Origin of the sequence: Burkholderia cepacia, from assembly GCF_029962485.1 — a bacterium.
Taxonomy (GTDB): domain Bacteria; phylum Pseudomonadota; class Gammaproteobacteria; order Burkholderiales; family Burkholderiaceae; genus Burkholderia.
This window is the reverse complement of record NZ_CP073638.1, coordinates 723,704-738,505: the sequence shown is the minus strand read 5'-3', so window position 1 is coordinate 738,505 and position 14,802 is coordinate 723,704. Positions and strand designations below refer to the sequence as shown.

Below are 14,802 nucleotides of genomic sequence, written 5' to 3'. Positions count from 1 at the left end.
GGCATTCATCCTGACATCGCACTGAAACGGAGACGGTTATGGGCGTGGCAATGTTTATGAAGGTGGACGGCGTGACCGGCGAATCGGCGGACGCGCAGCACAAGGGCTGGACCGACATCCAGTCGTTCACATGGGGCGCGAGCCAGCCGGGCGCGATGGCGAGCGGCAGCGGCGGCAACGCGGGAAAGGCGAGCTTCAACGATCTCGTCGTCGCCGCGTACATGGACAAGGGCGCGCCCGCGATCATCAAGAACTGCGCGAACGGCAAGCATCTTTCATCGGTCGAGATTTCCGCGTGCAAGACGGGCGGCACCCAGGTCGAGTTCATGCGCGTGACGCTGCAGGAGGTGCTCGTCACCTCTGCGCAGGTCGCTGGCATCGATCCGGGCGACGTCGCCGACCGGCTGATGATGCATTACGGCTTCCAGGCCGCGAAGGTGAAGAAGCAGTACTGGCAGCAGAACGACAACGGCGGCAAGGGCGCCGAGGTGACAGTCGGCTGGAACATCAAGGAAAACACCGAGATGTAACGGCGCGGAGACGACCATGGACGACCCGCGAACCCGCAACGGCCGGGATGGCAACCTGCGCGACCGGCTGCAGCCGGCGTTGCTCGACCGGCTCACCGACGACGCACCGCAACGCGCCGCCGAAGCGCCCGGCGCGTTATGGATCGGCACCGAACGCCTGCGTGCGGCCGTGCTGCGCGATCTCGCGTGGCTGCTCAACACGCGCAACGCCGAGGACGGCTTCGTCGACTGGTCGGCGTTCGCGCACGCGCAGGCGTCGGTGCTCAACTACGGCATGCGGCCGCTCGTCGGCAAGCCGATGTCGGGCGTCGAGCGGATGTCGGTCGAGGCGTCGATCCGCGACGCGATCGTCCGATTCGAGCCGCGCATCGCGCCCGACAGCATCGATGTCCGCAGCGTGATCGACGCGCCCGGCGGCCGCGCCGGCGAGCGGCGTCACAACGTGCTGCTGTTCGAGATCCGCGGCACGCTGTGGTCGATCCCGCATCCGCTCGAATTCGTGCTGCGTTCCGGCCTCGATCTCGAGACGGGCGCGATGTCGCTGCAATCCGTGACGGGAGCCTGACGCGATGGATACGCGCCTGCTCGACTACTACAACCGCGAACTCGCGTACCTGCGCGAACTCGGCGGCGAATTCGCGCAGCAGTTCCCGAAAGTTGCCGCGCGGCTGCGGCTCAATGAGTCGGGGCCGCCCGACCCGTACGTCGAGCGGCTGCTCGAAGGCTTCAGTTTCCTCACCGCGCGCGTCCAGCTGAAGATGGACGCCGAGTTCCCGCGCTTCACGCACGCGCTGCTCGATGCCGTGTATCCCGGCTATATCGCGCCGCTACCGTCGATGGCGATCGTGCGGTTCGCGCCGCTGCTGAACGAAGGCAGCCTCGCACAGGGTTGGCACCTGCCGGCCGGCACCGCGCTGCGCGCGCGGCCGACCGCGTCAGAGCAGACCGCGTGCGAATTCCGCACCGCCCACGACCTGACGCTGTGGCCGCTCGAACTGATCGACGCAACCGTCACCGGCGCGCCGTCCTGGCTGCCGCGCGGCGCCGTCGCCGCCCGCCAGGACGTGCGTGGCGCGCTACGCATCAGGCTGAAGGCGCGCGGCGGCGCCAAGCTCTCGCAGTTGCCGCTCGATCGGCTCACCTTCCATCTCGCAGGCCCTGAGCGCGACGCGCTGCATCTGCTCGAACTGATCGCCGCACATGCGCTCCGCGTCGTTTGCCACGACCCGGGGCAGCCGCCGCGCTGGCTGCATCCGCTCGACGCCGACGCGATCGTCCATGAAGGCTTCGATCCCGCGCAGGCGATCCTGCCCGACGACGGCCGCAGCTTCCACGGTTACCGGCTGCTGCGCGAGTATTTCGCGTTTCCCGCGCGCTTTCTGTTCTTCAGCATCGGCGGGCTGCGCGCCGCGCTCGCGCGTGCGACCGGCGACGAGTGCGAGCTGACCGTGCTGTTCGACCGGCACGACGCGACGCTCGAAGCGGCCGTCGACGCGCGCCACCTCGCGCTGAACTGCACGCCGGCCGTGAATCTGTTCGCACGCCGCGCCGACCGCATTCCGCTGCAACCGGGCGCGCGCGAGCACCATGTCGTCGTCGATCGCAGCCGGCCGCTCGACTACGAGGTCTATGCGGTGCAGCGGCTCGCGAGCGAACAGCGCGACGACGGTCAGTCGCGCGAATTCCGGCCGTTTCACGCGTCGTTCTCCGGCGACGACGGCAACTACGGCGCGTACTACACGGTGCGGCGCGAGCCGCGGCTGGTGTCCGCGCAGGCACGCTCGAACGGCACGCGCACCGGTTACGTGGGCAGCGAGACCTACGTGTCGCTCGTCGACAGCCAGTGCGCCCCGTACGACGAGACGATGCGCTACCTCGCAGCCGACACGCTGTGCACGAACCGCGATCTCGTGCTGCTGCAGGCACCGGGCGACGCGAACACGTTCACGCTGCGCGTGTCGGCCCCGGTCGAGCGCATCGTCGCCATCCGTGGCCCGTCGCGGCCGCGTCCGCCGATCGCCGATGCACAAACCGCGTGGCGGCTGATCCGACATCTCGGGCTGGCGCGCCACACGCTGACCGATCTCGACGACGAAGAGGGCGCGCATGCGCTGCGCGAACTGCTCGGCCTGCATGCCGACCCGGCCGACACCGCGATGCGCCGGCAGATCGACGGCGTGCAGCGCGTCGCGTTCTCGCCCGTGTTCCGCCGGCTGCCGGCATCCGGGCCGTTGATGTTCGGGCGCGGCGTGCAGGTCGACGTGACCGTCGACGACCATGCGTTTTCCGGCGACAGTCCGTTCCTGCTCGGCTCGGTGCTCGAACAGTTCTTCGCGCGCCACGTGTCGATCAACGCGTTCGCCGAATGCGTGCTGACCAGCGCGCAACGCGGCACGCTCGCGCGCTGGCCGGCGCGTATCGGCAGGCGGCCGGCGATATGAAACGCGAACCGTCATCCGGCATTCAGCCGGCCGCCGCCGACGCGCGCCGCGACGCGTGGTGGGCACGGCTGCGTGCCGCGCCGCACGGCTACGACCTGTTCCAGGCGCTGCGCTGGCTCGATGCGCTGGCGCCCGGACGCCCGCCGCTCGGGCGCGCCACCCGGCCGCGCGACGAACCGGTGCGGCTCGGGCAGCAGCCGTCGCTCGCGTTCGCCGCGTCGATGCTGGCCGGCATCCACGACGACGACGGCGCCATGCCGCCGCGCATCGCGATCCACGGTTTCGGACTGTTCGGCCCGAACGGGCCGCTGCCGACGCACCTGACCGAATACGCACACGAACGCGCGGCGCAGCACGACGACCCGACGTTTGCCGCATTCGCCGATCTGTTCCATCACCGGCTGATCCTGCTGTTCTACCGCGCGTGGGCCGACGCACAGCCGACGGTGAGCCTCGATCGGCCCGGGCGCGCACGGTTCGACGGCTATATCGCGAGCCTGATCGGGCGCGTCGCGCATGGCGACACGCCGGCCGCGCCTGCCGACGCCGACACGCTCGCGCCGCATGCGCGCTATTTCCACGCGGGCCATCTCGTGCGGCACACGCGCAACCCGGAAGGGCTCGTGCAGATCCTGCGCCGGCATTTCGGCGTCGACGCGCGCATCGTCGAGCACGTGCCGCAGTGGGTCGCGATCGAGCACTCGCAGCGCTGCACGATCCATGCGACGCGGCCGACGTTGCGCGTCGGCGCCGTCGCGCTTGGCATCGCGGTGCGCGACGCGCAGTCGCGTTTCCGGATCGTGCTCGGCCCGCTGACGCTCGATGCGTATCGCCGCTTCCTGCCGGGCGGCCCACACGCGCGGCAGCTCGCGCAATGGGTGCGCGAGTACGTCGGCATCGAATTCGACTGGGACGTGCAGCTGGAACTGGCGGCCGACGCAGTGCCGGCGATCGCGCTCGGCGCGCCGCAGGGCATCGGCCGCACCGCGTGGCTCGGGCAGCGGCTCGAACCGGGCCCGGCGCGCGACCTCGTCGTCCGCTACGACGTGCGGCGCGGCGGCACGCCCCTTCATCGCGAAACCGCCTAACCGGGAACCGTCATGTCCGATATCGGCCGCGTCAACCTGTTCGGAAAACTGAATCCGTTCCTCTACGAGACGCTCGAGCAGGCGACCGGGTTCTGCCGGCTGCGCGGCAATCCGTACGTCGAACTCGCGCACTGGTTCAAGCAGATGCTGCAGCGGCCCGACGGCGACCTGCAGCGCGTGTTGCGCCGCTTCGAGATCGACGAGGCCGCAATCGATCGCGGCCTCGTCGCCGCGCTCGACAAGTTGCCGCGCGGCGCGGGATCGGTGTCGGACCTGTCGGTGCATATCGACGACGCGGTCGAGCGCGCGTGGGTCTATGCGACGCTGAAGTACGACGCGACGCGCATTCGCGGCGCGGTGCTGCTGCTCGCGATCCTGAAGACGCCGCAGTTGCGCAACGTGCTGGTGGCGATCACGCGCGAATTCGAGCGCATCGTGCCCGACGTGCTCGCTGACGCGCTCGAATCGATCGTCGAAGGCTCGCCGGAAGCGCCACCGGCCGGGCAGGCTGTGCCGGGCGGCGACACGGCGATGCGCGGCGCGACCACCTCTACCGAAGGCTCGGCACTCGCACGCTTCGCCGTCGACCTGACCGCCCGTGCGCGGGCCGGCGAGATCGACCCCGTCGTCGGCCGCGACGCCGAGATCCGCCAGATCGTCGACATCCTTCTGCGGCGCCGGCAGAACAACCCGTTGCTGGTCGGCGAGGCCGGCGTCGGCAAGACTGCCGTCGCGGAAGGTTTCGCGCTGCGGATCGCCGCCGGCGACGTACCGCCGTCACTGCGCGACGTCGCGCTGTATCTGCTCGACATCGGCCTGCTGCAGGCCGGCGCGAGCGTGAAGGGCGAGTTCGAGAGCCGCTTGCGCGGCGTGATCGACGAAGCGATGTCGTCCGAGCGGCCGGCGATCCTGTTCATCGACGAAGTGCATACGCTCGTCGGCGCGGGCGGGGCGGCCGGCACCGGCGACGCCGCGAACCTGCTGAAACCGGCGCTCGCGCGCGGCTTGCTGCGCACGATCGGCGCGACCACGTGGTCCGAGTACAAGCAGTACGTCGAGAAGGATCCCGCGCTGACGCGGCGCTTCCAGCTCGTCCACGTGCACGAACCGGAAGAAGCGGCCGCGCTGACCATGCTGCGCGGCCTGGCCGCGAAGCTCGAGGCCCATCACCGCGTACTCGTGCTCGACGACGCGCTTCAGGCCGCCGTCACGCTGTCGCACCGGTACGTTCCCGCCCGCCAGTTGCCGGACAAGGCGATCAGTCTGCTCGATACGGCATGCGCGCGCGTCGCTGTCAGCCAGCACGCGGTGCCCGCGCCGATCGAGGACGCGCGCCACCGCATCGACGGCCTGCGCGTCGAGCAGGAGCGGATCGGGCGCGAGTGCGCGCTCGGCACTGGCGATATCGCGCGGCGCGACGCGATCGGCACCGAGATTTCGGCGGCACGGGCGGAACTCGACCGCCTCGACACTCGCTGGCAAACCGAACGCGACGCGTTGGCGGCAATCGTCGAATCGCGCGCCTTGTTGCTCGACGATGATCCGTCGCACACGCTCGATGCAGACGACCGTGCCGCCGCGCAGGCGCGCCTCGCCGCCGCCCAGCAGGCGCTGGCCGACCTGCAGGGCGATGCGCCGCTCGTGCTGCCCGCGGTCGACACGCACGCGGTGGCGGCCGTCGTCGCCGACTGGACCGGCATTCCGCTTGGCCGGATGGTGCGCGACGAGACGCAGGCCGTGCTGAAGCTCGCCGATACGCTCGGCGAACGCGTCGTGGGGCAGCGGCATGTGGTCGAACTGATCGCCGAGCGGATCCAGACCGCACGCGCGAAGCTCGACGATCCGACCAAGCCGCATGGCGTGTTCCTGCTGTGCGGCCCGTCCGGCGTCGGCAAGACCGAAACCGCGCTTGCGCTCGCCGACACGCTGTACGGCGGTGAGCACAACGCAATCACGATCAACATGAGCGAGTTCCAGGAGGCGCACACCGTGTCGACGCTGAAAGGCGCGCCGCCCGGCTATGTCGGCTACGGGCAGGGCGGGGTGCTGACCGAGGCCGTGCGCCGCCGGCCGTACAGCGTCGTGCTGCTCGACGAGATCGAGAAGGCGCACCGCGACGTGCACGAGATTTTCTTCCAGGTGTTCGACAAGGGCTGGATGGAGGACGGTGAAGGGCGCGACATCGATTTCCGCCATACCGTGATCTTGCTGACGTCGAATGTCGGCGCCGATCGCGTGATGGAGCTATGCCGCGACCCCGAGTGCCTGCCCGACACGCACACGCTCGCCGATGCACTGCGCGCGCCGCTGCTCGACGTGTTTCCGGCCGCGCTGCTCGGCCGGCTCACCGTCGTGCCGTATTACCCGCTGACCGACGCGACGCTCGCCCGGATCGTCGCGCTGCAGTTGCGGCGTGTCGAGAAGCGAATCGACGCGCATCACGGCATCCGGCTGCACTGTACCGACGCGGCGACCGCGCTGATCGTCGAACGCTGCCGGACCATCGAATCCGGCGGCCGTATGGTCGACGCGATCCTCACGCATACCGTGATGCCACGCATCAGCCGCGCGATCCTGCAGGCCACGCTCGAAGGGCGCGCGCTGGCGTCGATCGAGGTGAGCGCGGCCGACGGCGAATTCGCTTACCGGTTCGACGAGGAGGAAACGACTTGAATCGCGTATTCACACTCGACAGCCCGCATGGCGACGACCTCAAGTTCCATACGCTCGACGGTAGCGACGAACTCGGCCGGCTGTTCGAATTCCGGATCGAGGCGCTCGCCGACAGCCACAGCCTGTCGCTGAAGGACATGCTAGGCAAGCCCGTGACGGTGCGGATCGAACAGCAGGACCAGTCGACGCGTTATCTGAACGGAATCGTTGCGCGCGCAACACTCGCCGGTCGGCGTGCCGCGCGGTACTACGGCTATGACCTGATCGTGCGCCCATGGTTGTGGCTCGCGACGCGCCGTTCCGACTGCCGGATCTTCCAGAACAAGACCGTGCCCGAGATCGTGCAGGAAGTGCTGTCGATATACGGCTTTCCGATCGAGAACCACCTCGCGGAAACGTACGTTCCGCGCGAGTACTGCGTGCAATACAACGAGACCGATGCCGCGTTCGTGTCGCGGCTGATGGAGTTCGAGGGCATCTATTACTGGTTCCGCCATGCGGAGGACTCGCATACGCTGATGCTCGGCGACGCGATGTCGTCGCATACCGCGCTGCCCGGCTACGAGACGATTCCGTACATCGCGCGCGACCGCACCGCGATCGCCGACGAGGAGCATATCGACGGCTGGCTGCCCGCGCAGGAGGTGAGCGTCGGCAAGCATCAGACCACCGACTACGATTACACGAAGCCGCGGGCCGACCTTTCGTCGCAGAAAGTCGATCCGCGTGGTCATGATCACGACAGCTTCGCGTCGTTTGAGTGGCCGGGCGGTTATCGCGACGATGCGCCCGGCGCGCATTACAGCCGCGTGAGGCTCGAGGAGCAGCAGGCTGAGCATGAGCGGGCGAGTGCGGATACCGACGTGCGCGGTGCTGCGCCGGGTTACCTGTTCACGCTCGCGCATTGTCCGCGTGCGGACCAGAACCGTGAGTATTTGATCGTGCGGTGCCAGTACCGGTTTCAGGAGAACGCCTATGCGAGCGACCAGGGCGCGGAGGCTGTGGTGCACCAGACGATGATGCTCGTTCAGCCGTCAAGCCTGCCTTACCGGTCACCGCGCGATACGCCGAGGCCGCGTACCAATGGGCCGCAGACGGCGACCGTCGTCGGGCCGCCGGGGGAGGAAATCTGGACCGATCAGTATGGGCGCGTGAAGTTGCAGTTTCGCTGGGATCGGTATGGGCAGAGCAATCAGGATTCGTCGTGCTGGGTGCGGGTGTCGAGTCCTTGGGCCGGTGGTGGATTCGGGGGCGTGCAGATTCCGCGGGTGGGTGATGAAGTCGTCGTCGACTTCCTGAACGGCGATCCGGATGAGCCGATCGTCACCGGACGGGTTTTCAACGGCGAGAAGATGCCGCCGTGGGGGCTGCCGGGGAGTGCGACGCAGAGCGGATTGCTGTCACGGTCGTCGCCAGGCGGGACGACCGACCACGCCAATGCGTTCCGGTTTGAGGACAAGAAGGGCGCCGAGCAGCTGTGGATGCACGCGGAAAGGAATTTCGATGCGGAGACGGAGGCCGATCACACGTTGTCGGTCGGGAACAACCATACGCATACGGTCGGGAACGACGAGACGATGCAGGTGAAGAACAACCGGCAGCGGAGTGTGGGGCAGAACGAGACGGTCAATATCGGGCAGAACCGGGTTGCGCAGATTGGCGTGGATGAAACGCATGGGGTGGGCGGAAACCGGACGCGAACGGTCGGGAAGAACGAGACCGTGACGATCGCGTCGGATCGTGCCGCGACGATCGGCGGCAGCCACACGGAAACGGTCACGCATGGCAAAACCGAAACGATCGGCGAAGCCAAGACACTGAACGTCGGGCAGATGTACCAGACGACGTCGCAGGACATGAAGACGCTGGTTGCATCGGCGCATACCGAAGAAATCGGTACACGAACGTCGACGATCGCCAAAGCCCATACGCACACGGTCGGCGGAGAACACACCGTCAACGTCGGGGCGAACCATACGACGAACGTACAGCATCAGGTGACCGTCAACGCCGGCGATCGGCTTTCGCTCGTCTGCGGGAATTCGAGCATCGTGATGAAGAGCGACGGCACGATCACGATCCAGGGTGTCAATGTCACATCGACCGGCACGAACAGCCACAGCGTGAACGGCAAGACGGTGACGTCGTCGGCGACCGCCGAGCACACGGTCGAAGGCGCCGTCCTGAAACTGAATCCGTGACGGAGGCTCGCACGAATGCAGAACTGGCAGCCAACCAATCCGATAGAGCGCAGGTTCATGAATGCGCATTCGGACTGGATGAGTTTCGCGAAAGAGCAGGATGCGCGATTGATGATCTGGCAGACCGACGAGACGGATGCGGAACTCGTGCGGCTGTATTTCCAGATTCAGGACGAGACATCGTGTGCGGTCAGGACGATGCGCGCGTCGTTCGTCAATGAAGCGGGTTATGCCAAGGCATTGACGGATGAACTCATCGCGTTCTACGACAGCCGGCGAGAGGGGTCCGCTGCGCAGGGCGTACGGGCGGACTGGCAGCCGCCGTATGACGACGGCAAGAATCCCGTGCTGTTTCTGTTCGCGGTTACCGACAGCCTGATGCAGCACCATCCGGATGTTTTTCCGGCGATGGTGTTCGTGATGGAGCCGGCGAAAGTGCGGGATAACGTGGCATGGGTGCGGTGGATGGACGATTTGCTGTCGATCATCGCGGTCGCGCCGCAGCTCGCCGAGCGCGTGCGCTTCGTCGTGCCGCGTATCGATATCGCGCCGTTTGCTGCGTTGATGCAACGGCATCGCGCCGCGGTGTGCGTCGTGCACGGCAAGTATTCGATGGCGAGCGTGCCGCGTGAACTGCTGGCGGAATCGGGCGAGCGCGGGCCGAGCGGGGAGTTTCGACGGCATTTCGTGATGCTGACCGAGATGATCGAAGGCAACAATCCCGCTCGGCTGGAGGAACTGCGTGCGGCGGCGCTGAAGGTCGCGGAGCACGAGCAGTGGTTCGATCAGTGCGTGGTCGTGCATCTGATCGCGGGGGCCGCGTATCTGAAATGGCGTGATCGGGAGAAGGCGATCGATGCGTATCGGCGCGCGGCCAGCAGCGGTACGCGGGCGGTTGAAGCCGGGCATCCGGCAGGGCACAAGCTCGTGGCGAACGGGTTGTTCGGCGAGGCGAGCGTGCATTTGACGCACAAGGATTATGCGCACTCGGCTTATTGCTACGAGCGTGCGGCTGCGTCGACCACGGCGGCGAAGGACGGGTTGATGACGGTTGAGGCGTGGCGGATGAGCGCCGTGTGCTGGGAGCGGGCAGGCGAGCGCGAGCATGCGCTGGAGGCCGGGTTCAATGCGCTCGATGCAGGGTTGATGATTGACGAGCCGATGCGGGTGAACAGCAATCTGCCGATGGTGGTCGAGTGGATGGTGTTGCAGTTGGGGGCTCATGACCGGCGACGTAACGCGCTCAGCGAAAAAGTCGCGGCGTTGCGTGGCGGGCGTTGAGCGGGGGCCGACAACGTGGCACTTCTAGCTGTTAAGCATCTCGATCCCGTGGTTGGCGTAGACGTTCATTCTGTACTGGTCACGCCCGGTACGCCGCCGGTGTTCCTGCCGCATCCTCATGTCGGGTTCATGCTCGACAAGCGCGAGTACATCCAGGCCGCAAAGGCCGTGGTCGGCTGCATTGCAACGATGATCGCACAGGAGAAGCTGACTCAATACATCGAAGATCATCCCGAAGACGTGAAGAAGCTGGAACACCTCGCCGAAGAAGCGAACCGGCAGGTCAATGAATTGATGGGCGGCGGCAAGTTGCCTGACACCGTCGTGGAGGCGATGAAGCTCGCGAACGAGGCCAACAAGATCAAGAGCCGCATCAACGACGATCTTGGCTCGAACGTCGGGGCAGGGGGCAGCAGCGGCAGGCCGATTTTCGTGAACGGGATGATGCGTGCCACGGCAGGGACGCATGCGTATCACGTTCCGGGGTTGCATTTTCCGCTTGGCGAATCGTTTGCACCGCCGCCTGAAGATGTTGAACCGTCGAACGACGGGGAATCGTTCATGGGCAGCAAGACGGTACTCGCCAACAACGATCCGATGTCGTACATGGCGCTGGAGGCGTTGAGTTGCTGGTCGATCGGGATGGAGCCGCCTCCACATAACAGCGCGCATACCGATCGGACTTATCCGTCGATGCCGAGTTCGGTGATGTTGCCGATCCCGGCAGGGCGGCCGGTGTTGGTGGGCGGGCCGCCGATCATGAACATGGCTGCGGCGGCGAAGGGGTTGTTCAAGGCCTTTCGCGGAAGCAAGTGGGCGAAGGCGCTGGCGGACAAGCTGAATCTGAAGTCGGGGTTCTTGCGATGCAATGTGCTGAAAGCGGAGCCCGTCGATGCTACGACGGGGGAGGTTGTCGTTCAGCAAAGAGATTTCACCGTACCGGGACGATTGCCGTTTGTCTGGGAGCGACACTACGCCAGTAACTCGCGATATGACGGTGTAGTTGGCACCGGATGGCAAACGCCAGCTGATATCCGGCTGGAGCTCGTCATACACGATGGCATGGCAGGCGCCGTAGCACGCCTACTGGATCACGCAACCGCGTTCGATACCCTGCCTCCAGATAACCGTAACGGCTGGCCGTCTCGAGTGTTCGATTGGCAATACGGCTATGCCCTGTATTGGCAGGGTGGCGCGCTGGTCCTGCGACTCGACACTGGGATCGAATACACGTTCTCGTTACCGCCGGATTGGCGCCAAAGGCTCCCTGCGCTCAGAGGAGACGCAACGCTAAAACTGCTGGTCGATCGCATGGCCGACCCGAGTGGTAACGCGTGGGTCTTCGAGCGGGATGCGCGAGACTGCCTTGTCCGTATCACCGAATTGGCGCACGATGGCCCGACGAAGCGCACGATCGAATGCAGCCTCGCGGCCACTCGACACGGCGTGCCGCAAGTCGCAAACAGCATCACGCGTATTGCATCGCTAACATTGAGCGATGCCGGAAACCAGTCTCACCCTCTCGTCACATACGAGCACGACAGCGCCGGAAACCTTTGTGCAGCCGTCGATGCGATGGCTCAGCCGCATCGGTTCGTATACGCAAACGACCACCGCATCGTTAAACATACCAGCGCAAGGGGTGTCTCGTTTTACTACGCGTATCAAGAAGGCGAGGATGGCCTACCGTGTGTCAAGCGAGCCTGGGGCGACGACGGTCTATTCGATTACCGCTTTTCCTACAATTACGCGGCGAAGGAAACGACAATCACAGATTCGCGCGGAAACCGGTCGACCCTTCAACTGGACGAGCGACGAATACCTGTCGCCGAAATCGATCCACGTGGAGCGCTAACAAGCTATCGATACGATGCACAGGGGCGCACAAGTGCCCGGATCGATCCGGTCGGTCGCACTACTGCATGGCAATATGACCGGCACGGTAACCTTGTTTCCCAAATACTGCCGGACGGAAGCACGACTCATACTCGATACAACGAAGATCACCGTCCGGTTTGCATGACCTTCGGTGGCGGCCGTCAATGGCTCTATCAATGGGATTCGCGCGGGAACCTACTCACCCGCATTCATCCATCCGGAGCGATCTTCCGTCACTCATACGACAGGCGCGGACAACTCGTCGAACGCATTGGGCCACGCGGAGCAATTACGCGTTTTGACTACGACAGCGACGGTAACCTCTCAACACAGACCGATGCCCTCGGCCGATGTACGCGGTACCGACATGATCCCCGTGGCAATCTTGTTGAGGTAGTCGATACGCTTAACCAACATCATCTCTTTTCATACGACCGCAACGGCAACCTGATTCGAGTCACCGAACCAGGCGGGCGAGAAATCCATTGCCTGTACGATCCGGATGGAAATCTGATTCGCTACCGCGATCCGTCGGCCCAGGTGACAACAATGGAGTACACCGCTCTTGGGCAGGTCAGGAAACGCATCGCTGCAGACGGAACGGTGGTCGAATACCGATTCGATACCGAAGAACAACTAATCGGCATCGTGAACCAGCGAGGCGAACTGTACGCCCTCGAACGCAATGAATTGGGGCAAGTAACAAAAGAAACGGACTATTGGGGGCAAACCAGACATTATCGGTATGGCCCGTCTGGAGAACTGATTGAAAGCGTCGACCCAATGGGCAGGACTGTCGGATACCTTTACGACCGCCTGGGTCGCTTGACCGAGAAGCACACCACGGCCTCGGAACCAGGCAGGAACACACAAGTCGATCGCTTCGAATACGACCGGAACGGAGATCTCATCACCGCGAGCAATCCATCCTGCTCTGTATCCTTTCGCTACGACGATGATGGACGTGTCGTCGAAGAGCGGCAGGGTGGTGCATTTACGATTACGAGCGACTACGATATTGCGGGAAATCGAACCGAGCGAAAAACTCGGCTAGTCGCCGACAACCAGATTGTCGAGCATACGGTGCGCTATGAATATGACCTCTCGGATGCGCTAACTTCGATCGAGGTCGATGGTAATCCTCTGGTCGCGATCGAGCGGGACGAGTTTGGGCGTATCAGCGTCGAACAGCTTGGAGCGAACCTGCGGCGTGAGTTCGCATACGAGCCCGGCAGCCGAATTTCGTCACAGCGCACCTTGCTCGACACCAGTGCCCTGTTTGCAAGCCAATATACGTACGATCTGAATGGTGAACTGACGGATCGTCACGACGAACGCGGCACCGAACATTTTCAGTACGATCCGGTAGGACAAATCGTCACCCATACCAATCCGGCCGGCCGACTACGACGTTTCATATACGATCCGGTCGGCGACTTGCTACGTACCCGTGTAAGTGAGCGCCGATCCGCGGAACCCGTGACACGACCAAGCGCCTGGATCCGAGATGGTGAATTCGAAAACTGCTACTTCGCCTTCGACCGGGCCGGAAATCTGATTCGCAAACAGAGCACCGAACACGAGCTAGCGTTGCATTGGGACTCGACGGGGCAATTGACCGAAGCCGAGGAAACTCGATCAGTCAATGCCGCTTCGAAGCACCTGTCATCGCATGTTCTGGCTCGATACGACTACGATGCGCTTCGACGCCGCGTGCGGAAGCTCGTTACCGAGCGTGATGCCTCAGGCTCCAGCACGACACGCAGCAGTCACTTCTTTTGGGACGCAGCGACACTCGTGGCCGAATACGCGACAGAGAGAGGGGAGCAGGGCAACAGCAAACGCATTGCCACCCCCGGTGAGTCAAGCGAATCCCATCGCTGTTTCGCCTACGAATGGATTTACTACCCAACTACGTTCCGGCCACTCGCAGCGCTACATCAGAACTTCTCGACGGAACAACCAACTTTTCAATACGAAACCACGTATTTCTATCAAACCGATCCGAACGGAGCAGCCGTCCGGATGCACGATTCCAAAGGAAATGTCGCATGGGAAGCAAGCTATGGTCCAACCGGACATGCCGGCTTTTTCCATGGGCGGATCGCGCAACCGATCAGGCTGCAAGGGCAGTACTTCGACGATGAGTCCGGCCTGCACTACAACTGGCACCGCTATTTCGATCCGGACATCGGGCAATTCGTCAGTCAGGATCCCGTCGGCCTCTACGGAGGCACCCATCCGTATAAATTCGCCCCCAACATCTTCAGATGGGGAGACCCGTGGGGGCTCGTTTACGAGCAAACACAGATCACGTCGGGATCCGTGTTTCGAGGGGCGGGCTCCGGGCAGCCACTTTTTTCGCCGACCGCGGGCGATGTTGCCCACTACGCGCAACACGAAAACATGGCCGGTATCTCGACGAAACCCAAATACAATACCCAAGCTCAGAAATTCTTTGAGAAGAAGGAGGCCGACGTCTATGAGGTCGACGTGTCCAAACTTCGGAATCTGGAAGTCTGGGATGATGGCTCCAAAAAGGGCGTTCATGCGAGCATCATGCCGTCGAGCGAGTATCTCGAGCGCCGAAAGCTATCGATGCTGGATGTCTTGCAGGAGTGGGCGCGCAACAAGGAGGGGCACGAACTGACCAAGGAAATTTCCGCTGCCTCGACGTGCGTTGTGAAGAGAAGCGAGGAGGCCTGAGGCC

The 14,802-nt window shown here is 64.3% G+C and carries 8 protein-coding genes; all 8 read left to right on the top strand.

The features are described from left to right. The first annotated feature begins 38 nt into the window (after positions 1-38). The 8 genes from KEC55_RS19775 to KEC55_RS19740 are packed head-to-tail and all read left to right on the top strand — an operon-like array spanning position 39 to position 14,798. Entirely contained in the window at positions 39-530 is a 492-nt protein-coding gene (locus KEC55_RS19775; RefSeq protein ID WP_027791618.1) for an Hcp family type VI secretion system effector, read from the top strand. Positions 531-546: 16 nt separating this feature from the next. After that, the gene (tssE, locus tag KEC55_RS19770) at positions 547-1,095 is read left to right on the top strand and encodes a type VI secretion system baseplate subunit TssE (protein ID WP_282509894.1); all 549 of its coding nucleotides are present in this window, start codon (positions 547-549) and stop codon (positions 1,093-1,095) included. A 4-nt stretch (positions 1,096-1,099) separates the two neighbouring features. Continuing rightward, positions 1,100-2,971, top strand: coding sequence for a type VI secretion system baseplate subunit TssF (tssF, locus tag KEC55_RS19765; RefSeq protein ID WP_282509892.1), 1,872 nt, complete (start codon positions 1,100-1,102; stop codon positions 2,969-2,971). Continuing rightward, positions 2,968-4,059, top strand: coding sequence for a type VI secretion system baseplate subunit TssG (gene tssG / locus KEC55_RS19760; protein WP_282509890.1), 1,092 nt, complete (start codon positions 2,968-2,970; stop codon positions 4,057-4,059). The genes tssF and tssG overlap by 4 nt, the downstream gene beginning before the upstream one ends. Positions 4,060-4,071: 12 nt before the next feature. Next, positions 4,072-6,732, top strand: a complete 2,661-nt coding sequence (tssH, locus tag KEC55_RS19755; RefSeq protein ID WP_282509888.1) for a type VI secretion system ATPase TssH — start codon at positions 4,072-4,074, stop codon at positions 6,730-6,732. Continuing rightward, positions 6,729-8,933: a type VI secretion system tip protein TssI/VgrG gene (gene tssI / locus KEC55_RS19750; protein WP_282509886.1), complete on the top strand. Its 2,205-nt coding sequence runs from the start codon at positions 6,729-6,731 to the stop codon at positions 8,931-8,933. The genes tssH and tssI overlap by 4 nt, the downstream gene beginning before the upstream one ends. A gap of 15 nt (positions 8,934-8,948) precedes the next feature. Further along, the gene (locus KEC55_RS19745; RefSeq protein ID WP_282509884.1) at positions 8,949-10,214 is read left to right on the top strand and encodes a hypothetical protein; all 1,266 of its coding nucleotides are present in this window, start codon (positions 8,949-8,951) and stop codon (positions 10,212-10,214) included. Positions 10,215-10,229: 15 nt separating this feature from the next. Beyond that, on the top strand, positions 10,230-14,798 hold the full coding sequence (locus tag KEC55_RS19740) for a DUF6531 domain-containing protein (RefSeq protein ID WP_282509882.1): 4,569 nt from the start codon (positions 10,230-10,232) through the stop codon (positions 14,796-14,798). Positions 14,799-14,802 lie beyond the last annotated feature (4 nt).

What these genes read in the sequence shown, in the direction of transcription:
- KEC55_RS19775 (WP_027791618.1), top strand. Translation starts at nt 39, where the DNA reads ATGGGCGTGGCAATGTTTATGAAGGTGGACGGCGTGACCGGCGAATCG.
- tssE (WP_282509894.1), top strand. Translation starts at nt 547, where the DNA reads ATGGACGACCCGCGAACCCGCAACGGCCGGGATGGCAACCTGCGCGAC.
- tssF (WP_282509892.1), top strand. Translation starts at nt 1,100, where the DNA reads ATGGATACGCGCCTGCTCGACTACTACAACCGCGAACTCGCGTACCTG.
- tssG (WP_282509890.1), top strand. Translation starts at nt 2,968, where the DNA reads ATGAAACGCGAACCGTCATCCGGCATTCAGCCGGCCGCCGCCGACGCG.
- tssH (WP_282509888.1), top strand. Translation starts at nt 4,072, where the DNA reads ATGTCCGATATCGGCCGCGTCAACCTGTTCGGAAAACTGAATCCGTTC.
- KEC55_RS19745 (WP_282509884.1), top strand. Translation starts at nt 8,949, where the DNA reads ATGCAGAACTGGCAGCCAACCAATCCGATAGAGCGCAGGTTCATGAAT.